This window comes from bacterium (assembly GCA_035529855.1).
Taxonomy (GTDB): domain Bacteria; phylum RBG-13-66-14; class B26-G2; order WVWN01; family WVWN01; genus WVWN01.
This window is the reverse complement of the sequence record DATKVX010000054.1, coordinates 1-21,292: the sequence shown is the minus strand read 5'-3', so window position 1 is coordinate 21,292 and position 21,292 is coordinate 1. Positions and strand designations below refer to the sequence as shown.

General features: G+C 64.5%; 14 protein-coding genes and 1 tRNA gene. 7 read left to right on the top strand and 8 right to left on the bottom strand.

The window, feature by feature from the left end; genetic code table 11:
• Positions 1-40 precede the first annotated feature (40 nt).
• A complete protein-coding gene (locus tag VMX79_06050) occupies positions 41-1,747 on the top strand; it encodes a glycosyltransferase family 39 protein (GenBank protein ID HUV86658.1) in 1,707 nt (568 codons plus the stop codon).
• 115 nt (positions 1,748-1,862) lie between these two features.
• Here VMX79_06050 and VMX79_06045 read toward each other — a convergent pair whose 3' ends face one another.
• The 5 genes from VMX79_06045 to VMX79_06025 form a co-directional block, all read right to left on the bottom strand.
• Positions 1,863-3,380: a hypothetical protein gene (locus VMX79_06045; GenBank protein ID HUV86657.1), complete on the bottom strand. Its 1,518-nt coding sequence runs from the start codon at positions 3,378-3,380 to the stop codon at positions 1,863-1,865.
• A 124-nt stretch (positions 3,381-3,504) separates the two neighbouring features.
• The gene (locus VMX79_06040) at positions 3,505-5,238 is read right to left on the bottom strand and encodes a hypothetical protein (protein HUV86656.1); all 1,734 of its coding nucleotides are present in this window, start codon (positions 5,236-5,238) and stop codon (positions 3,505-3,507) included.
• 32 nt (positions 5,239-5,270) lie between these two features.
• On the bottom strand, positions 5,271-6,626 hold the full coding sequence (locus VMX79_06035; GenBank protein HUV86655.1) for a hypothetical protein: 1,356 nt from the start codon (positions 6,624-6,626) through the stop codon (positions 5,271-5,273).
• A 398-nt stretch (positions 6,627-7,024) separates the two neighbouring features.
• A complete protein-coding gene (locus VMX79_06030) occupies positions 7,025-7,552 on the bottom strand; it encodes a discoidin domain-containing protein (protein ID HUV86654.1) in 528 nt (175 codons plus the stop codon).
• The gene (locus VMX79_06025) at positions 7,553-8,851 is read right to left on the bottom strand and encodes a HAMP domain-containing sensor histidine kinase (GenBank protein ID HUV86653.1); all 1,299 of its coding nucleotides are present in this window, start codon (positions 8,849-8,851) and stop codon (positions 7,553-7,555) included.
• Positions 8,852-8,971: 120 nt separating this feature from the next.
• On the opposite strand from VMX79_06025, the gene VMX79_06020 reads away from it, so the two are divergent.
• The 4 genes from VMX79_06020 to VMX79_06005 all read left to right on the top strand — a co-directional run bounded on the left by VMX79_06020 (position 8,972) and on the right by VMX79_06005 (position 12,992).
• Positions 8,972-9,044 (top strand) — tRNA-Ala (locus tag VMX79_06020).
• A 57-nt stretch (positions 9,045-9,101) separates the two neighbouring features.
• Positions 9,102-9,710, top strand: a complete 609-nt coding sequence (locus VMX79_06015) for an ATP-dependent Clp protease proteolytic subunit (protein HUV86652.1) — start codon at positions 9,102-9,104, stop codon at positions 9,708-9,710.
• A gap of 95 nt (positions 9,711-9,805) precedes the next feature.
• Positions 9,806-11,710: a tetratricopeptide repeat protein gene (locus tag VMX79_06010; protein ID HUV86651.1), complete on the top strand. Its 1,905-nt coding sequence runs from the start codon at positions 9,806-9,808 to the stop codon at positions 11,708-11,710.
• Positions 11,711-11,849: 139 nt separating this feature from the next.
• The gene (locus VMX79_06005) at positions 11,850-12,992 is read left to right on the top strand and encodes an alanine--glyoxylate aminotransferase family protein (GenBank protein ID HUV86650.1); all 1,143 of its coding nucleotides are present in this window, start codon (positions 11,850-11,852) and stop codon (positions 12,990-12,992) included.
• Between the two features lie 604 nt (positions 12,993-13,596).
• On the opposite strand, the gene VMX79_06000 is transcribed toward VMX79_06005, so the two are convergent.
• From VMX79_06000 to VMX79_05990, 3 genes are all read right to left on the bottom strand, one after another.
• Entirely contained in the window at positions 13,597-13,809 is a 213-nt protein-coding gene (locus VMX79_06000) for a type II toxin-antitoxin system HicA family toxin (protein HUV86649.1), read from the bottom strand.
• 19 nt (positions 13,810-13,828) lie between these two features.
• Positions 13,829-14,035, bottom strand: coding sequence for a type II toxin-antitoxin system HicB family antitoxin (locus VMX79_05995; protein ID HUV86648.1), 207 nt, complete (start codon positions 14,033-14,035; stop codon positions 13,829-13,831).
• 1,047 nt (positions 14,036-15,082) lie between these two features.
• On the bottom strand, positions 15,083-19,285 hold the full coding sequence (locus VMX79_05990; GenBank protein HUV86647.1) for an acyl-CoA dehydratase activase: 4,203 nt from the start codon (positions 19,283-19,285) through the stop codon (positions 15,083-15,085).
• Positions 19,286-19,578: 293 nt separating this feature from the next.
• On the opposite strand from VMX79_05990, the gene VMX79_05985 reads away from it, so the two are divergent.
• Positions 19,579-20,340: a hypothetical protein gene (locus VMX79_05985; protein HUV86646.1), complete on the top strand. Its 762-nt coding sequence runs from the start codon at positions 19,579-19,581 to the stop codon at positions 20,338-20,340.
• A 209-nt stretch (positions 20,341-20,549) separates the two neighbouring features.
• The coding region (locus VMX79_05980) for a hypothetical protein (protein ID HUV86645.1) at positions 20,550-21,292 on the top strand (743 nt) is incomplete at its 3' end.

Below are 21,292 nucleotides of genomic sequence, written 5' to 3'. Positions count from 1 at the left end.
GACCGCCGCGGCGGACGCAACTAGTTACGCTTTACTATACGTGAAAGCTTTGCTAAAATACGCCATTATGATGACCAACACAAATCTATCGCGGCGGGCCGAGGTGACGGTTTTAATTTTAATATTCGTCCTCGCCTTGGCCCCACGGCTCTGGTGTTTCTTCCATAATTTCTTGCCCGAGGCCGACGCCGGAAACATCCTGGAGGTCGGCCGCAACCTGGCCCAAGGGCGCGGGTACGTAACGTACGCCAAATGGGACTTCTTCGGCGAGCCCGGCGCCGTCGTCCACCCGGAGGGCAACCGCCAACCGCTGGTACCGCTGGTGGCCGCGGCGACGTTCGCGCTGGGGGCGAACACCGCCGCCGCGGCGCGGATACTCACGCTCATAGCGTCGCTCGGCGCGCTGGCGTTGTTATACCTGCTCATCCGGCGGTGGCTCGGGCCGGGGCTCGCGCTGGCCGGCGTCGCTGTCGCGGCCGTCGAGCCGGCGTTCCTGTGGTTCTCGAGCCGGGTCCAACCGGAAGCGTACTTCGCCCTGCTCTTCTTCGCCGCTATCGCCGTCGCGGGCGACTTCGAGTCCGAGCGGCCCTCTCTGGTTAGACCCATTATCGTGGGCATACTTTTAAGCCTCTCGTACCTGTGCCGGTTGAACGGCGCGCTGCTGCTCGTCGCGTACGTCGCGGCGCTGTTCGTGGCGTACCGGCGGAAGGCGTTCGCGCCGGCCGGGCTGGCGCTGCTGGCCTTCGCCGCCGCGGCGATGCCGTGGTGGATACGAAACGCCCGCACCTTCGGCGACCCGCTCTACTCCCAGGCCAAGTACTTTATAATCGCGCCCAACCAGGAACAAGTGTGGGCCATCAAAAGGTACGTACCGACGTGGGCCGGGTTCTTCGCCTCGTACGACTTCTTCGGCCTGTTAGGCCGGTACGTCCGGGGCATATGGCGGGCGCTCGAGCCTTTCCTGCTCGGCAATCTCGGCACCGGCGAGCCGTTCAAAGGCGCACCGTTCGCCGCGTTCGTCTTGCTGGCGGCCGTGGCCGTCCCGGTGCTCAGGCGCCGGCGCGCGCTTCTCTTCCCGGCGCTCGCTCTGCTGGCCTCCATCGTGGGCCTCGCCGTTTGCGGCTGGGGGCTTTTCCGCTACTTCACGCCGTTCTACTTGCTGGCCATACCCCTCGGCTTTGCGGGCGTAATGCGGGCGGCGGGTTTATTCGAACGGCGGCGGCGTTGGGTCACGGCCGCGCTGGTCGTAATATTGCTACTGCCACTCGTCAAACCACTCGCTAAAACGCTCCGGTACGACGACCGGGTCGAATACCAACGCCTCGCCGACGTCGCGACGTGGCTCAACGAACACACCGGACCCGACGAGGTCGTCGTCACCTGGCCGCGCGTCGTCCAACTGCTTTACCAATACGACCGGCCCACGCTCTACTGGCCTGCCGGCGGCATTCGCGAGATCCTAGCCATCCTGACGAACTATAACGCCCGGTACGTCGTCTTGGAACCGCCCGCGCTCTCGCTCCGCCCCGGCCTTACGGCGATATGGTATAAGGGCTATACCGGCCTGAAAAAAGTGCCGACGGACATCGCGGGAAGCGAGCTGACGATCATCCGCGTCGACTACGGCGGCGACGCTTTTAAACAAGTTTATCGCCCGGAAAACGCCGACTTCATAGTGGTCTACGAAGTCGACCAGGCCAAGCTGCGTTCCACCGTATACGGCGCGTACTTGACCGGCATACAGTAACCGGCACCGGCCTTAAGCCCGGGCGGGCCCGAACGGCGTTTCTCGAGAAGGGAATAAAAAGGAACGACTCCGAAAACTGGACCGCCGCGATACGTTCATATGCGAAGCCGGCCGCCTACGGGCGGCCGGCTTTACGGTAGGCGGCCTTTATTCGAAAAATTTTGAGCTGCGGGCCGTTGACGACGAGGTCGTAACAACGTTCGGCGGCGAGCCGGCGGCGGTGGTATTCTTCCATATCCCACGTGATGACGTAATCCACCAGCGACGCCCATTTCTCCGCGTCGTACCGGCCGCCCCCTATTATCTCGACCGCGGCCGGCCGCGGCGCGCCGGGGCGGAACCGCACCGGGAAATACGGAAGCTCGGCTTCGTAATTGGAGAAATTCAGCAGGCGCGAACGCAGCGCGTAGTAGGCGCCGGCGTGCAACGTTACGCGCACCAGCCCGGGCCGGCCCTCGGCGTAATCCAGGTAAACCATCCCGGCGCCGGGCCGGAACCCGCAATCGGCGGCGGTAAGCTCGCGCAGGACGCGGTCATATTTGCGATAGTAATATAAATCGCCTACCCAGGCCGCGGCCGCCAACGTAACCGCCACGACCAGCGCCGCCGCGTCGCCCCGCCTACCGAGGCCGTCGCCGGCCCAAATAAATACGAACAGGAATACGAACGCCGCGAGGCGGGCCGAGACCAGCGAACCGCCCGCGGCGGCGTCCGGCGCTACGAAGCATAAAATTAGGAACGCCGCGGCCAATAAACCGAAGGCGTCGCGAGGTTGCCGTAGGGGCCGGCGGCCCGACCTCTTGGCCCAAAACACCGCCGCCACGCCGGCGAGCGCGGCCGCCGCGGCCAAAAAACCCACCGGCCGCTGCGCCGGGCCGAAAGACACCAACGGCCACCCACTCACCAGCAACCGCAAAAGCTCGCCGGCCGGAAACCACGTCGTATCGCCGCCGCTCGGCTGGAAAAGGTAATACAGCGGCAGGACCCACGCCGGCAGCAGGCCGGCCAGGAAACGGGCGCGCCGCGCTATAGAACGCTCTCCCGGGACGATACCCGCCGCCAAAACGACGTTCAAAAAATAAACGGCGCCGAGCAAGAGCACCGCCGGCAGCAGGTGGCAAAAATATGCCGCGACCGCTGATACGTTTAGTACGACCGCTTCCCTAACGCCCGGACGGTCCCGCCGCGGCCAAAAGTACGCCAACGCCGCCAGCATAACGACGACGCCGGCGCAATAATTGTAAAAACCTATCTGGAAGGGAAGCGCTACCGAAAGCGGCAGCGCCGCTACCGCCGCGGCCCACGTCCGGACGCCGGCGGCGCGGGCGAGTTTATAAAACGCGAAAGCGAAGGCAAGTACGTACGCCGAGAGGAACAGCTTCTCGGCGACGAGCGGCGGTACGACGACGGCCAGCGGCGCCACGACGGCGTAGTAGGCCCAATTCGGCACGGGCCGCCGTTGGACATAGTAGTCGGCCTCGAGGCCCTGGTCGCCCGGGAGGAGGATGTCCCTCAGCGCCGCGGCGTTGGCGAGGTGGCTGGGGCCGTCCTGCGTCGGGACGTAACGGACCGCCCACACCAACGCGACGTACAAGGCCGCGAAAACGATTAATACTATCCGCGACGACGACATTTCAATCTGCCGGCCTCAACGCCGCCGAGGCGACGCAGGTCGGGGCCGCGCAACGTACGTAAATAATGAGGTTCTTCGGCGACGGCACTACGGGCATTTCGGCCCTCGCCGCCGGCGGGGCCCGTCATTCCCCCCGTTCGTTCTCCCACCCGGGCGGCTTCCACCCCGGCGGTTCCTCGGCCAACCGGTAGATGTAAACGTATTCCCCGGGAGCTTCGGTTTGGCCTATAAAGCGGTAAGGCCCGACGTCGCGGCCGGCGCTTAGCGGCTGAAGGAGTTGGGCGCCGGTGCCCTCGACGAAATATCCGCCCAGGTCGCGGGCCGAGATGCTATCGTAGCAAACGTAGGTCGCGCCGGCGCGCCGGGCTCGCGCCGTAAACAGAGCGAAGTCGGCGGTGCGGAAAGAGGCCGGCAACCGCGCCGCGGGCCCCGCCGCGCCGAAGTAGTAGCCGAAAAGGTACGGGTAGGCCGTGATTACGACCTCGTCGCGCCCCGCCGCGCGCGCAAGCCACGACGCCGCCTTCTTGAGCGACGCTCGGTCGTGCTTTATGGCTTCGCGCTCGGGGAGGTACGCGCGGAAGTTGCCGTCGGCGAACAACGCGACGGCGACCAGCGCCACGGCCCCCAAAGCCCATCGCCGAGGTTCGAGCCGCGCGCCCGCGATTCCCCACACGACGCAGGCTGCCAGGGCCGCCAGCGGGACCAACCCCGCGAAAAGCAACGTCTCCGTAGAGCCGCCGCGCCAGGTTCCCGCGCGCCACGCGAGCCCCACGGCGAAAACGCCGCATAAAACCGCGGCCGTCGCGTACCACCACCTGCCCGAACGCAACTTCCCGCCCCAGGAATATAAAACCTTGCCCCCCTCCAACAACGCCAAAACCATTAACGGCCACACCGGGAATACGAAGCGGCGGAAGCTAAACGGAAAGACGACGTGTACCGTCGTATAAATAACGGCGAAACCGATATAGGCGCGTTCGCCCGCGCCGCCCCGGACGGCGAGTTTCACGCATCCGATCGCGGCCACGGCGGCGAAGACGGCCGTAATCGCCCACGACGCGGGCCGAGCCGGGTCGTAGAAAGACGCCGCGAGCACGCGCGGAAACGCCCACCCGCTCGCGCCCAGCGCCCGAATCTCTTCCACGTACGGATTGAGGGACCCGGTGAGCAAGTACCCGGCCAACACCCAACCGGCCGCGGGTACGACGGCGAGCAAGGCGTAAATTATCAGCCGCGGCCGGCGGCGCCAATTAGCCGCGTCGCACAGGGCCACCAGCGGTATTATCGCCAGCGCCTCGTACCGCGTCGCGGCCGCGGCGCCGGCCCACAAGTACGTCCATCCGTTCGCGCGCCCCGCCGTAACCACCGCCGCCAATATCAAGAGGAGGTACAACATCTCACATAAGGGCATAGCGGCCAACAACGCGAACTGGGACGACGTCGCGACCAACGCCACGGCCAACGGCGCCCACCGCCCGAGCATCGGCCTGGTCCAATAATAGGTCAACGCCAAGACCCCCAGGGCGGCGAAGATATTTATAACACTCGCCGCGGTAAGGAAGGGGTCCGGCCCGGGCGCTACCAGCCGGCCGAGGGCTATAGCCGCGGGGTACGCCGGAGCCCGCTTAAACGACCCCGGCAATTCCAATCGGCCTAAGCTGGCCGCGACGGCGTGAAACGAGAAAAAATCCGGCGGCGGTACGGCGAAAAAATCATAAGTGGTCAATAAGAGGGCAAAAGCCAAAACCAGGATCGCGGCTACGAGCACCCGCTCGGTTGTCGGTATCGCGGCGACGAACGCCGCCGCAGCCGTCGTGAGCCGACGGCGGGGCTCGAACTTCTCGTTGCGACGTCCCATATCTAAGTTGACCCTATCGCGCACGGCCCTTTTCAGCGTTCATTTTTTAAGCGGTAGACGTGGACGTATTCCCCGGGCGTCACGACGGTACTACGGCGTTCGTAGGGCGGCACGTCCTCCCCCGCGGCAAACGGCGTCAGCAGGGGAACCCCCGTATTCAGGGCGAAATAACCGAACGGGTCGTTGCCCGAAATGCTGTCGTAACAGACGTACGTTACGCCTTTCCGGGCGGCCACAGCCGCGAACTTCCGTTCGTCGGGGGCCTTAAGTCGCGCCGGCTTGATAACCTTAAACGACGCGGGATAGGCGTAGAACTTTATAATATCGGGCCAAACCGTGCACACCTTTTTATGCGGGGCCACGAATTCGGACAATGCCTCACCCGCCGCCCGCAGCGAAGCCCCCCGCCACCGGAAGTTGTACCAGTTCGCTCCCCATAACTTCACTTGCGCGTTTACAAATAGGGATAAGAAAATTAACGGGAAAACGAATCCTGCGAACCGACGTCGTTTTTCAGCCCCCGAAACGGGAGCGGGAAAAAACGCGGCCCATATCGCGGCCGTCATTAACGCCGCGAGCGGTAGGCCCGCTCCCCATACGAATAACGCCGGCTCCTTGCGCCGGGTTACAAACGAGGCCGAAACCCCCACCAACCACAAAACGGCGGCCGCCGCCCCCACGACACCCGGCCAAGACACCCGCTTAAGCCCCCTTCCGCCAAACGCCAGTATTTGCTTCCCGCCCGCGACCAACGCCACGGAGATGAGCGGTATGAGGGGTAGGACGAACCTTCCAAAACTAAACGGGAATAACATGTGGACGGCGATATAGAATACCGCGAACGCCACGTACACGCGGGCCCCTACGCCGCCGCGCCAGGCGAGGAGTACGGCCCCCCATAACGCGACCGCGGCAAAAAAAACTGCCACGAAACCCAAATGGGGCGCCCACGCGGGAAATATTACGTACGCCACCGTCCCCAAAAAACCGACGCCGACAGTTTTTAACGCCAGCATTTGTTCGACGTAAGGGTTTACGACTTGCGAATTAAGAACGCTCAACACTAACCACGCGGTTATCGGCAACGCCGCTACAACCGCGTACCATAAGACCGCGGGGCGCGACCGCCAGCGGGGTGCGTCGGCCAGGAGAACTAAAACCAACAAGGCGATACCTTCGTACCTGGTAAGGGCCGCCGCTCCCGCCGCCGCATACGGCCAAAATCTCCCCGTCCCGGCGCCGGATACGGCGGCGACGACGAAAAAAACAAGTACCATATCACACAACGGTTGCGCCGAATGTTCGACGAAGATTTTAAAACTGCCCATTATTACGACGGCGAGGACCGCCGCCGGCCCCACGATACCCCTGGCCCAACGGTATAACAATAAAAGCACTCCCACGGACGCTACGAGATTAACTACCTCTCCGCCTTGAAGCAATCGGTCAACCCCGCCAAAGTGAAAAGGCCACAAAGCCATTAAGAGAGGGTAACCGGGGGCCCATTTGTAAAAAGAGGGAAGTCCGAAATGCGCGAAACTATGGGCGACGTTCCGGAAACAAAAAAAATCGAATTCGGGGACGGCCATGGCGTCGAAGATAACGAAGCCGTATATTAGCCGGTAAAGCGCGAACGCCGCCAAAACGATAAGCGGGAACTTCCCGCCGCCGCCCTCGCTCGACCATCCGTGTACTAGCTTTTTAAAAAAGGGGGTTACCGCTTCCGTATCCTCCCGCAGCTTATACGCCTCCGGAAGAGCGCCTCGCGTCTTTCGTCCCGCTTTGCCTATTCGGCGTACTTGACTTCCACCTCGTATATCGACCACCAATAAGGCGCGGCCTTGTTTACGGTTACCAGCACGTTGCGCACTTCGCGCGGCCGGTCGAAGTTTATGGTCGTGACGCCGCCCTTCGTCGCTTTGGGGCCGCCCGCGGCGGCCTCCTCCCAATTCTCCCCGTCGCGCGATACCTCGACGACGAAGCCGCGCGGGAAGTCCTTGGGCGTCGGCTTGGAATTCAGCACCAGGCCGGCGACCTTGCGGGGTCGGTCGAACCGCAGCTCGACGAAGAAACCCGGTTCCATATTCGCCACCGTCGTCCACCGCGTCTCCATCGAGCCGTCGAACGCGTTCGCGAGGTTATCCAACGTTAACGCGTCGGGGTGCATCGGGACCTCACCCAGGCTGTCGGCGACGAGCGTGAATTCCCCCCCGCCGGCGGGCGGCGTGCCGCAAGATAACGACGACCAAAGCGCAAACGCGGCCCAGGCGGCCGACGCGCCCAGGGCGGCGATAGTCGGTTTACGTATCCCCATTTAACCTTCTCCTCTTTTCCGCGACTTCCGCGGCACGTAGGCGGTGAAAGTAGAACCCTTACCACGCTCGCTGCGAACCTCGAGCCGGCCGTGATGGACTTCCTCCACGATGCGCTTCACGAGGGATAGCCCCAAACCCCACCCCTTCTCTTTGGTGCTGTAGCCGGGCGTGAATATCAGGCCCGTCTCCGCCGGGTCTATGCCGACGCCGTTGTCGGTCACGGCCAAGGCCACGGCATCCGCATCTTCCCGCACCTCTACGACGATGCGCCCTTGCCCCGGCGATAAGTCCTTCGTCGCGTCGACGGCGTTTTTGACGAAGTTCTCCACCACCCACTCCATCAATATGGGACTATGGGGAACCAGCAGCTTCGCGGGCGTTCTGGCCTCGAACGTTATCTCGGCCTGGGCCGGCGCGCGGCGTCGGCCGTACGCCAACGCCCGCTCCACCAACGGGACGACGTCGCCCTCCGCCAACCGCACGGGCGCGCCTATCTCCTGGAAGCGGGCGGCCACTTTCTCGAGGCGCTTTATGTCCTCGGCCATCTCGGCGAGCGGTTCCCGCAGCGCTTCGTCGTCGCCCGCCCGCTCGCGCAGGTGCTCCAGCCAGCCGATGAGGGAAGTGACGGGGGTCCCCAGCTGGTGCGCCGTCTCCCGCGCCATCCCGGCCCAGATGGCCTGCTGCTCCGTCTTCTTCAGGCGCCGGTACGCCAGGGCGCCGGTAAACGTAAACGCGGCGATGAGGGCCAGCTCCAGCGCCGGCACCCAGTACAGCAGGCGGATCGTCCGCGGCTCGCCGTAGTGGAACCGGCCGAAGAGGCGGTCCGCGGGCCGGCCGGTTTCGGCGTCCACCTCGTAGCGCGTTATGGTTATGGGGTCATTACGGCGGTCGAGGTCGGCGGCGAAGCCCTTGACGAGCTCGAGGTTCTCGTCCGGGTCGGCCCCCAGCCGCTCGTTGAAGCCGGGCCACCACACCTGGGGCGTTCCCTCGGCGTCGGTCGCGACGGTGGGGAAGTTCATCGTGCCGCCGATGTCCTGCGCCAGCATGATGATGACGTCCTCCATCCCCGGGTCCTGGAGGTCGGAGGCGAGCAGCGTTTGGAAGGTGGCGTAGGCGTTGCTGGTGACGCGGAACTCGCGCCGCAGCCGGCCTATGACGAAGAGGGTGTGGAGGATGAGGACGACGGCGACGAGGGCCAGCGCGACGACGAAGTAAACCTCGACGAAACGCCGGCGCCTCCTGAGCGCCAGCACGTTCTCCCGCACGTGCGGGCTACGGTCTATCCTGCGAGCCGCCATAAGCTGTTGATGCGCGCGAAATATAACACGCGCGCTACGATAAATCAACGGCGGGCGGCGGGGGCGGGCCTTTACCCTTGACTTAGGCCGCGATTTCGCCTATCATCTAATAAGGACCCTGGGGGTGTGGCGCAGCTGGAAGCGCGTCTGCATGGCATGCAGAAGGTCAGGGGTTCGAATCCCCTCACCTCCAAATGGAAACAGCCTTACGGCCGGCCGCTTCGGCCGGCCTTTACGCCGGAGGTAAACCGTGACGCTGATACCGTGGGTGGTCGAGCAGACGGCCCGGGGCGAGCGCCAGTACGACATCTACTCCCGCCTCCTCAAGGACCACATCATCTTCGTCGGCGACGCCGTCGACGACAACGTCGCCAACCTCGTTATTGCCCAACTGCTCTACCTGGAGAAAGAGGACCCGGAGCGCGACGTCCTGATGTACATCAATTCGCCGGGCGGCTCGGTCTCGGCGGGCTTCGCCATCTACGACACGATGCAGTTCGTGCGCTGCCACGTCGCGACGTACTGCCTGGGAATGGCCGCCAGCATGGCCGCGGTCATCCTGGCCGCCGGCACCAAGGGCAAACGCTACGCCCTCCCCAACTCGACCATCCTGCTCCACCAGCTCGCCGGCGGCTTCAAAGGCCAGGCCTCCGACATCGACATCCACGCCAAAGAAATTCTGCGGCTCAAGCACCTGCTCAACCGCATCCTCGCCGAGCATACGGGCCAGGACCTCGCCACCGTCGAGCGCGACACCGACCGCGACTACTTCATGACGCCTGAAGAGGCCGTCGCGTACGGCATAATCGACGAGGTCGTAGAGAACCGCGCCGAGGTAGATAAGGGCGGCCGCAGGTAAGGGCCGCAAGCCTCGAAAGATTAAGCCGGCGCAAGCCGGCCTTTTTCGTCGCCCGGCTTGCCAAGGGCGACGCGATATTTTATACTCGACGCGTCGTGAACGCCACGCTACGTCGATACCTCCCGCCAGCCGCGGTGGTCGCCGCGGCGCTCGCCGTCCGGCTGCTCTACTTCGCCGGGATACGCGACTTCCCGCTCTTCTCCGCCGCGACCGGCGACACCGTCGAATACGCGCGCCAGGCGCAGATTATTCTAAGCGGCGAGCTCCTGGGCCGCGGCGTCTACTTCCACTCCAGCCCGGCGTACCCGTACTTCATAGCCGGCGTCAAGCTCGCGACGCGGGGGGGCTTCGCCGACTTCCGAGCCGTGGCGTTCCTCCAGCTCCTGGCATCGGTCGCGACCGCGGCGCTCGTCTTCCTGCTCGGCAAACGGCTGGCCGGTACGGCGGCCGGCGTCGTCGCCGGGCTCATCTACGCGCTCTCGCCGGCGGCCGTCTTCTACGACGGCGAGCTCCTCATGGACTTCCTGCTGCCGGCGGTCCTCGCCGGCGTGGCGCTGCTGGCGTCGACTTCGCGCTGGTCGCCGGGGCGGGCGGCCGCCGCGGGCGCACTGATAGCGTTGGGGGCACTGGCCCGGCCGAATTACTTACTGCTCCTCCTGCCGGTGGCGCTGGCGATATGGTTCCTGGCGGAGGGCGCGTCCCGCCTCGCCCGGGGCAAGTACGTCGCCGCCCTCGTCGCCGCCGCGGCGGTGGTCGTCGCCCCCTGCGCCGTCCGCAATTACGTCGTAGGCCGCGACGTCGTCCTCATCTCCTCCAACGGCGGCGTCAACCTCTTCATCGGCAACAACCCCCAGGCCAACGGCACGTTCAAAGCGCCCGGGCCGTGGCCCGCGCACATGGAGGCGTCGTCCACCGCGTACGCCGAGGAGAAGCTGGGCCGCCCGCTCAAACCCTCCGAGGTCTCGGCCTTCTTCACCCGCGAGGCGGTAAAATACGCTCTTACGCGGCCGGGCGATTATACGACGAAAGTGGGGCGGCGCCTCCGCCTCCTCGCGAGCGCGTACGAAATACCGAACCACCAGGACTTCAACTTCTTTAGGCCGAGGAGCGGGGTATTGAAAATCCTGCCCTTCACGTGGGGCATAATACTGCCGTGGGCGCTGGCCGGCGCGGCGTTGGCGGCGCCGCGGCGGAAATTTTGGCCGGCGCTGGCGCTGTTGGCGGTGTACCTCGGCTCGCTCGCGACGCTCTTCTTCGTAACGGGCCGTTACCGCTTCCCGGCCTTCCCCCTGCTGGCGGTATTCGCCGCCGCGGCGGTCGTGGGGCTCGTCGACGCGGCTCGGGCCCGGACGAGGTGGAAAATCGCCGTCGGCGCGGCGGTGGTAATCGCCGGGTACGCCGCGGCCTATTGGCCTCCGCCCGCCAACGTCATTATAGCGGAAGCGTACTCCTACCATCACCTGGGCGGCGCGTACGCTTCCCTGGGGGATGACCGGGCCGCGGCCCGGGCGTACGAGAAGGCCGTGGCGCTCGAGCCGGAGGACGCCTTCTCGTGGAACAACCTCGGCCTGGCGTACATAAGACTCGATAACGTACCGGCGGCCAAACGCGCGCTCGACGAGGCGCTGAGGCTCACCCCCGACAATCCGGATACGCTGAACAGCTACGGCACGCTCCTCTTGTACCAGGGGCGCTACGCGGAGGCGGAGCGTTTCGTCGCGGGGGCGCTGGCGCGCGACCCCGATAATGTGCCGGCGCTGGTCAACTACGGCATCGTACTGCTGGCGCGGCGCGACGGCGACGGCGCGCTCCGGACGCTCGAGCGCGCGGCGGCGCTGAACCCGCGCTACGCGAACGCGTACTTCAACATGGGGTTGGTATACGAGGCGCGGGGCGACTTCGCCGCCGCGGCCGCGGCCTACCGGAAAGGGCTCGAGTTCGACCCCCGCAACGCCGAAGGCCGGCGGCGCCTCGCCGCGGTAACGGGACCCGGGCCCTAGACCCGGGGCAAAAAACAAAAAACCGCCCGCGGCGGAGGCGAGAGGGCCGCGACGGCGCGTAAAAACCTTGTGATTTCGATAACGATATTTTATACTACGCGTCTCCGGCTTTGGCTTTAATTAAAAGAGGACTCTCGCGATGGTCAAAAAATACTTAATGACCCCCGGGCCCACGCCCGTTCCCGCCGCGGTGGCCTGCGCGCAGGCCGCGGACATGGTCTCGCACCGCGGCCGCGAGTTTCACGAACTCTTCCAGTACGTCACGACGACCCTCCGCGAGGTCGTGGGGACGTCGCACGACGTATACCTCCTGACGGGGTCCGGCACGTCGGCGATGGAGGCCGCGGTCGCCAACCTCATGTCGCCGGGGGAGAAAGCGCTGGTCATACGCGCCGGCCACTTCGGCAACCGTTGGGCCGACATACTCAAGGAATACGGCGTCATGGTCCGCGCCGTCGACGTCGAGTGGGGCCGCGCGGTCAACCCCAAGCTCGTGGCCGAGAGGCTCGCCGAGGATACGGAGAACGAGATACGGGCCGTATTCACCACCTTCGTCGACACCTCCACCGGCGTCGTCCAGGATATCGAGGAGATAGGCCGCATCGTCGCCGACACCAACGCGCTCCTGGTCGTCGACGCCGTCTCGGGGCTGGGCGCGATGGACTTCCGGATGGACGAGTGGAACGTCGACGCCACGCTCTCGGCCTCGCAGAAGAGCTTTATGACGCCGCCGGGCGTCGCGTTCATATCGCTCAGCAACAACGCGTGGAAGGTCTGCGAGCGGGCCAAGTGTCCGCGGTACTATTGGGACTTGCGGAAGTACCGCCAGTGGGGCGAGAAGTTCGAGACGCCGTTCACGCCGGCGGTCGCGACGCTGCGCGCGCTGGCCAAGGCGCTCGAGCTCATGATGGAAGAGGGCCTGCCCAACATCTTCGCCCGTCACGAGAAGTTATCGCGGGCCACGCGCGCCGGGGTGAACGCGCTGGCGCTGCGGCTGTTCGCGCTCAACCCGGCGGACGTCGTGACCGTCCTCCGGCCTCCCGACGAGGTCGGCGCCGACGAGCTTCGCGCCCACATCGCGCGCACCTACGGGGTGGTTTTCGGCGGCGGCCAGGGCCAGCTCAAAGACCGCATCATACGCATCGCCCATATGGGCGGCGTGGGCCCGTTCGACGTCATAACGGCCGTCGCGGCGCTGGAGGCGGGCCTGGCCGACAAGGGCTACGTCTTCGAGCCGGGGGTCGGCGTCGGCGCCGCCGAAGAAATTTTCAAAGAAATTTAAACGCGGAACGCGCTCGAGCCAAAGCCCCGCGGCGAGCGCGGGGCTTTTGCTTTTGTAACTACGCCGGCGAGCCTGGGCCGCGTGAAAGCCCTATACCGTTAGCCCCCAAAAAATAGGGGCGGACCTCCGGGCCCGCCCGCGACATTTCGGGCCGACGTGAAAACCGGTTCCCAACAAGGGGCTTAAGCCCCTTGTCCCACCCCTACCTCCCCGCCTCCGCCAAAACGTAGGGGCCGACCTTCAGCTCGAGCCGCCCCGACAAGGGCCTTAAGGCCCTTGCCCTAAGAACCCAAACAAAACCCCGGCGCGATGCCGGGGGAAATTAACGATATGCGCAACGTGGCCGCACCTGAAGGTACGGCGCTACGTGACAACAGCGTGGCGTCGGTTGTTACCAACCGACGCGGCCGGCGCATATTATAGGGGCGCACAGCCGTGCGCCCCTACATCCCCGCCTCCGCCAAAACGTAGGGGCCGACCTTCAGCTCGAGCCGGGCGCGGGGACAAGGGCCCCAAGGCCCTTGTCGCCTCGGCGAAGGGGCGGGGTTTTTATCAGGGGGTTAGAAAGAAGAGTTTGTAGTACCCGCTGAGTTCGAGCTTCCCTTTACCGTAACGCCTCGCGTAACTGCTCGGCCGTCAATCCGGCGTTACGTAGGACCGACCGCAACGTCCCCTTCGCGATTTCTTTGTGGCGGGGTACCGTGAGCCGACGATAGGGCGAGGAGGTTTGCCGAAGGATAACGTGGCTCCCGGTTTGGTGGTCTACGTCGTACCCGAAACGCGCCAGAGCGCGGACCAACTCCTTCCCCGAAACCACCGGGAGCTTCGCCACGCCCTTAGACCTCGACTACTTCTTCCGTTATCGGCGGCGGAACCGGTTCGGCGTGCTTATCGAGGCTCGCGAGGTATCCGGCGATGGCGTCCTTAATATTGGCCACGGCCTCCTCGCGCGTCGCGCCCTGGGAAACGCAACCCGGAAGCGCCGGCGCCTCTGCGACGAAGACGCCGTCTTCGTCTTGCTCGACGATTATGCGGTATTTCATACGTATTAATTATACCCGCCGCGACGCGGGCGGGCAACATAAAAGTGGGCGTCGGCTTTCCGCTCGAGCCGAGCCCGGGGACAGGGGCCTCAAGGTTCTTGCCGCAACCGTAGGGGCGACCGGCCAGTGGCACCGACATTCTTGTCGGGGGGGACAATTCACCGGAAAAATAGGGGTGGCACCGACATTCTTGTCGGCGCCGTAGACAGTGGGCTTAAGCCCACTGTCAAAACACCACACCGGCAGGAGCGCCGGTGGCACGGGGGGGACGTTGGGGCGTCCGTAGGGGCGACTGGCCAGTCGCCCCTACCAGGGCCATTCACCGGCAGGAATGCCGGCCGGTGGCGCCGACATTCTTGTCGGCGAGAACGTTAGGCCGGCAGGAATGCCGCTTCTTATCACCGGCAGGAATGCCGGTGGCACGGGGGGGACGTTGGGGCGTCCGTAGGGGCGACTGGCCAGTCGCCCCTACCAGGGCCATTCACCGGCAGGAATGCCGGTGGCACCGGGAAATGTAGGGGCCGACCTTCAGCTCGAGCCGCCCTGACAGGGGGCTTAAGCCCCCTGTCCACAAACCCCGGCACCAAGCGCCGCCGGAGGCCCCGGGGATAAATTAGGGATGGCCAGTCGCCCCTACCAGGGCCGTTCACCGGCAGGAATGCCGGTGGCACCGAGGAACGTAGGGGCCGACCTTCAGCTCGAGCCGCCCTGACAGGGGGCTTAAGCCCCCTGTCCACAAACCCCGGCACCAAGCGCCGCCGGAGGCCCCGGGGATAAATTAGGGATGGCCAGTCGCCCCTACCAGGGCCATTCACCGGCAGGAATGCCGGTGCCACCAGAAATGCCGGTGCCACAAGGAATGCCGGTGGCACAGGGAAACGTAGGGGCCGACCTTTAGCTCGAGCCGCCGCGGTCTTTTTATAATATGAAAACCCCGGCGCGATGCCGGGGTGATTTAACTTTATACCGAAGGCGGCCGCACCTGACGGTACGGCCCTACGTTATTCCGGAATAAAACGGGCCGGTCTGAAGGCCGGCCCCTACATGTTATTTCCTCGCCGCCAACGCCACTTCCAGGCGCTGGCGGGCCTGGTAGATGAACGCCTCGATGCGGGTGCCCGTGGTCGCGGACTCCAGGCCGTCGTACGACATGTTCAATATGGGTATGTTTTCGTAGTCGCCCTGGACGCGCTTTAAGAGCGCCGAGACGATGACCCCCGGCATGCACGTGAACGGCATCAGGTTGGCGACGCCGTGCAGGCCGTGCTCGGCGTACTCCGCGGCCTTCCCCACCGACAGTATGGCCTCCCCCTCGAACGTGTCGTGCACGTAGCGCGAGCCCATCTTGATGGTCTCGTCGACTTCGGGCTCGGGCCAATTGCGCGCCAGGCCGTTGAAGACGCTCGTTATCCTGCCGTAGTCGCCCTTCTGGATCTTCTGCGTTATTATGCTGAGCGCCCGGCGGGAGTAGTCGCCGCGGATCTTGCAGTCGCGGATGCGCGTCCAGTTGGTATACCAGAACCACTCCGAGATGGGCGGCAGTAGCACCTCGCCGCCCAGGTCCTCCACCTGCTCGATGAAGCGGCTGTTCGAGAAGCGGTTGGAGCGGACGTAGATCTCGCCGACGATGCCTATCCTGGGCCGGGGTTCGTCGTTGACGGCGATGGACGGCCACGCGGCCGCGGCCTCCCGGCATATCTCGACGATGGCGTCCAGCGTGCCGTCCGTTAATATGCTCTCCTCGACGCGCTTGACGTACTTCCAGTAGAGCGCGTGAGCGGCGCCGGCCTCGAGCTCGTAGGGCCGCGTCTGCAGCAGCAGCTTCTCGAGCATGTCGATGGCGACGACGCCCTGCCACGCCCGCCGCGTGAACTCATTCCCGACGATGCCGAGGTCGTTATAGAGCGTCTTGCCCTGGTTGGGGCTGAAGACCGGCACGTCGCCCAGGCCCAGCTCCGCCAGGACGATGCGGTGCAGCATGTTGTACTGGCCGAAGCGGCAGGGGCCGGTCCCGGCGGGCATGAAGAAGATCGTCCGCTCCGGGTCGAAGTCGGGCCGCTTGGCGTACTTCACCATGTCGCCGGTGGTGACGATGCAGGGGTAGCACTCCTTGCCGGTGGTGAACTTGCGGCCCCAGACGAGAGTCTCGTCGTCCGGCTCGTCCATCACGACCGCCGGCACGCCCACGGCCTCGAACGCCGCGCGGATGGCGTAGGCGTGGTCGCACATATACGGGATGTAGACCTTGCGCTTGTGGTCCTCCGCCGCGAGCGAGAGGCGCTTGATCTCGACCGAGGCCGGGACCTTGTCGCGGAAATTTTTTATGCTGTCCAGGAACGCCTCCGCCCGGGTGATGGCGCCGGCGTCCGCGGAGTGCTCGTCGATTTCGAGCTGGAGGAACGGCTTGCCGCCCATCTTGACGCGGAAGAATTTGAGCAGGAACGAGTCCGGGCCGCAGCCGAAGTTGGTGATGTAGACGCCGTGGAGGCGGGGGTCCTTGCGCACTATTTCGACCGCGGAGAGGATCTTCTGGCCGTACTTCCAGTACATGTTGTCCCACTCGTGGGAGAGCTCGACCTCCTCCACCGGCAGGAAGTCCATCGGGATGGCGAGCGTACCTAAATCGCGGAACTTTTTCGGCATCTCGAGGTTGATGCCGCCGTCGCAGGTGTTGTAGGGCCGGCCTATGATGACGACGGCGTTTTCGTCGCGGCCCAGCTCCTCCAGGACCTCGATGCCGCGCGTTTTTATCTGGGCATAGAACTCGTTCTGCGCGCCCTTGGCGGCCTGGTACGCGCGGCGGACGTCGCCCTTCTTGACGCCGAGGGGTTTGAGCGCGTCGTGGAGCGCGTTCACCAGCGCCGCGTCGCCCCGCTCGAAGAAGAGCTTCGGCACGAGCAGCGGCATCTCCTTGGTATCCAAATCGAGCGCGGAGGAGATGACGTACGGCGACGTCTGGACGTAGGGGCAGGTGAACGACTTGTCGGTGAGCGCGTTCTGCCTCTCGAGCGAAATGGCCGACGGCATGAAGACGGCGTCCACGCCCTTGTGGAGCAGGTCTATAACGTGGCCGTGCGCCACCTTGACCGGGAAGCAGCACTCCGACGCCACGGCCTCCACGCCGTCGTGGATGATTTTCTTGTTGGTATAGTCGGAGAGGACGACGTCGAAACCGAGCTCCGCCAGGAAGGTCTTGAAGAACGGCAGCATCTCTTGGACGAAGAGGGTGCGCGGCAGGCCGACGCGCGGCGCGCCCTCGGCCGGCTTCGCGGAGGTGTAGTTCCGGCTCAGGAGCTTCTCGCGCTCGGCGAAGAGGTTGGGCAGGCCCTCGCCGCGCTTGTGGGCCTTCTTGCGCTCGACGTCGTACTTCTCGCACCGCGAGCCGTAGTACAGCGGCTCCTCGCCCTCCACCGTCACCACTTTTATCTCGCAGTGGTTCGAGCAATCGGCGCACTCGAACGAGCTCTGCTCGTAATTGCGGGTGGCGAGGTCCCAACCCTTGAAGGAGCTTTCGCTCTCGCCGTCCCACAGCTCGCGGGCGATCATCGCCATGCCCCAGGCGCCGGTGACCTCGTGGTGGTCGGGGACGGTGACCGGCTTGCCGGTGACCTGCTCGAAGGCGGCGACGACGGCGTTGTTGAACGCCACGCCCCCCTGAAAGAAGATGTTGTCGGCGACGCGCTTCTCCTGGACGACGCGGTTGAGGTAATTAAATACGATGGAGTAGCCCAGGCCGGCGCAGAGGTCCTCGCGGGGCGCGCTTTTCTGCTGGTGGCTTATGATGTCCGTCTCCATGAAGACGGTGCAGCGCTCGCCCAGGCGGCAGGGCGCCTCCGCCGCCAGCGCCAGCTCGGCGAACTCCTCCTTGATGTTGACGTCCAGCCGCTCGCTCTGCTCCTCGATGAAGGAGCCGGTGCCGGCGGCGCATACCTTGTTCATCTCAAAGTCGACGATGGCGCCGTTGTCGAGCGCGATGTATTTCGAGTCCTGGCCGCCTATTTCGAAGACGGTATCGACGCCCGGGTCGATGTAGGCCGCGGCGGTGGCCTGCGCCGTGATCTCGTTCTTGACGACGTCGGCGCCGACGAAGTCGCCGGTGAGGTAGCGGCCCGAGCCGGTGGTCCCGACGCCCCGTATTATTACCTTGTCGGCTACTTCCTCGCCCACCTCGGCCAGGCCGCGCCTGATGGCCTCGATGGGCCGGCCCGCCGTCATCAAGTAGCGCTTCGAGATAATGTTGGAGTTTTCATCCATCGCGACGACGTTGGTGGAGAGCGAGCCCACGTCGACGCCCAAAAAGCAGTTTATTTTCTCGCCGTCTTCCGGGAGTACGGCGTCGGCCTTCGGCTCGAGGTGTACGTCGCGCAGGACGAGGCGCTCCTGGCCCTCCTCCTCCTCGTGCGCCGCGACGAGGGAGTCGTAGAACGCTTTCGTGCCGGCGAAGGGGGTCAGCTCGCCCCGCTCCGCCGCGGCCAACACCGCGCCGATGGCGCCCATGGAGGCGAAGTGCTCCGGGATGACGAGCTCGCCGGCGTCCAACCCCAACACCTCGGTGAACGCGCGGACCATCCCCTTGTTCGCGGCGACGCCGCCCATGAAGCAGTAGTCGAGGCGGAAATCCTTGCCCTTCGCGATCGTGGCCTTGAAGTTGCGGCCCATCGCGAAGCACAGGCCCGCGACGATGTCGTAGTCCGGCGCGCCCTCCTGCTGGAGGTGTATCATGTCGGACTTGGCGAAGACCGAGCAGCGGCCCGCGATGCGCGGCGGGTGCTCGGAGCGGAGCGCCAGGTCGCCGAACTCCTCCACCGTCAGGTCCAGCCGGCTGGCCTGCTGGTCGAGGAAGGAGCCGGTCCCGGCGGCGCAGATGGTGTTCATCGCGAAGTCGCGGATTACCGTCCGGCCGGTCTTCTCGTCCTCGCCCAGGATGATGAGCTTGGAGTCCTGGCCGCCGATCTCGACGACGGTGTGGACGTTCGGGTAGAGGCGGCCCACCGCGGCGGTCTGCGCGACTATTTCATTTACGAAGGCCGCGCCCGAAATGTCGGACGCCAGCTTGCCGCCGGAGCCGGTGACCGTTAGCGACTTGATTTGGTCGGCCGGGTGGCGGCCGAGGACGTCGTCGACGCCCTCGGCGAGCGCCTTGACGGGCCGGCCTTTGTGGCGAATGTAGTGGTCCTCGACGACGTCGTAATCGTCGTCAAGCAGGACCAGGTTCACGCTGATGGAACCGAGGTCGGCGCCGAGATGCATATATACGCTCCTAAGGGGGGACGGGCGGGGGGAATTTATGAGGGCGTGGGCGGAGACAACCGCCCGTCCCGCGACACTATTTTAAATATAATTGCCGGCCGGCGAACGAACCGCTCGGCCCGTCCGCGGTACTCATTGGGCGTGAATATAACACAAGTTAGGCCCGTTTTTCAAGGTCGCAGCTTTCCCGTATACGCTATTGACAATACGTCCTAAATAAGTTATATATAGTATCGCGTACACAGGAAGCTACCATACACTTTTCCCGCGAAGGTACAAAAAGGGGGTACGAAATGCGAAAGACGTTTTTAATAACCGTCGTGGCGCTCGTCAGCGCCGCTACCGCCTTCGGCGCTTTGGGCGATATCGTAAGTTCTTTTCGGGCGCCGGCCACCCAACCCCGCGGCCTGGCCCGGGCCAACGGCGTTCTCTTCGTCCTGGATTACAACTCGCCAAACCGGGTATATCGCCTGAATCCCACGACCGGTTCCTTGACCGGTTCTTGGCCGGCGCCGTACAACACCGGCAACCGCGGCCTGGCGTACATCTTCGGCAATAACGTTTACGTGGGATGTTGGTCCAACGACACCATCTATCGCTGCAACTCCGGTACCGGGTCGGTTATCGCGTCCTGGGCCGTAGCCCACGACCCCCAGGGCCTCGCCGCCGTCCAGACCGGCGACGGCGGTGAGGGCGCGACGTCCTTGTACTGCAGCGATTCCTCGCCCAGCTACTTCTGGCGGCATCACTATACTACCGGAAGCTTGATAAGCTCTTTCGCGGCGCCCAATTCGTCCTTTCAGGACATCACCTACGACCACCGCAACGGCCTCATCTGGCGCTACAACTCGAACGTCGTATACGGCATTACCACCACCGGGTCCGTAAAGGCGTCGTTCTCGTGGCCGGGCCACGGCCCGTACGCCGGGATGGCCTATCACAGCCAGTACCTCTATATCAGCGCTACCACCCAGTATATCTACCGCGTCGACTGCCCCAACACCGTCGGCGTCACGCCCTCCTCGATGGGTAAGATCAAGGCCGTGTTCAAGTAAAGTTCTTTCAGAACGCAAAAGAAGCCGCCCCCTCCGGGCGGCTTTTTTATCATTTCAGGTTGACTATTAACGCGTTTTTAATTATTATATTAGGAGGCACGGTGGATTTCGGTTCTACCCGGGGCGTTCGCACGCCGGCGTATTCCTTTCCGAGTTCCCCGACACATAATCATAACGGTTACCAAGCGTAATTACAAGGAGGAAAAGAAATGAAGAAAGCGTTAATAGCAACCTTGGCCGCGCTCTGCGTAGCGGCCGCCGCGTACGGTGACCTAGGCACCGTCGTCGGCTCGTATCCCATTCCAGGAGGCGGCCAGGCCGGCCTGGGTATCGGGACGTACCTTTACGTGGGTAACTACAGCGCGTCCCGGATCACGGTCGCGAACCCGTTGAACGGCTCGGTCGTAGCGTCGTTCGCGAACGCCGGCGGCGGCAGTACCCGAGGCCTGGCGTACGCCGCCCCCGGTTACCTCTGGCAATGCAAGGCCTATGCCGTCCCTTACCTCCTATATAGGACCAACGCCGCCAACGGGAGCATTTACGCCTCGTACAGTACTCCGACCAACTACTCTCACGGCTGCGCCCCGCTGGCTACCGGCGACGGCGGCGCCGGGACGACCGCTATATTCGTCTCGGACTATTCCGCCGACCGGATCTACGTTTACAACGCCACGACGGGGAGCTTGACGAGCTCTTTCTCGGTCGCTTCCACGTGCATGATGTACGACATAGCCTACGACTGGCGTAACCAGATCATCTGGGGCGGGATGAACGGCGCCGTTATCCACGGCGTAACGACCACCGGCTCCCTCGTGACGTCCTTCTCCGGGCCTTGGAGCGGCGCCTACGGCATTGCGTATTCCGGCGAATACCTCTACATCGCGTATATCAACGGCAACGTCTTCCGCGTCCACTGCCCGCCCAACGTCGGCGTAACGCCGTCGTCCGTCGG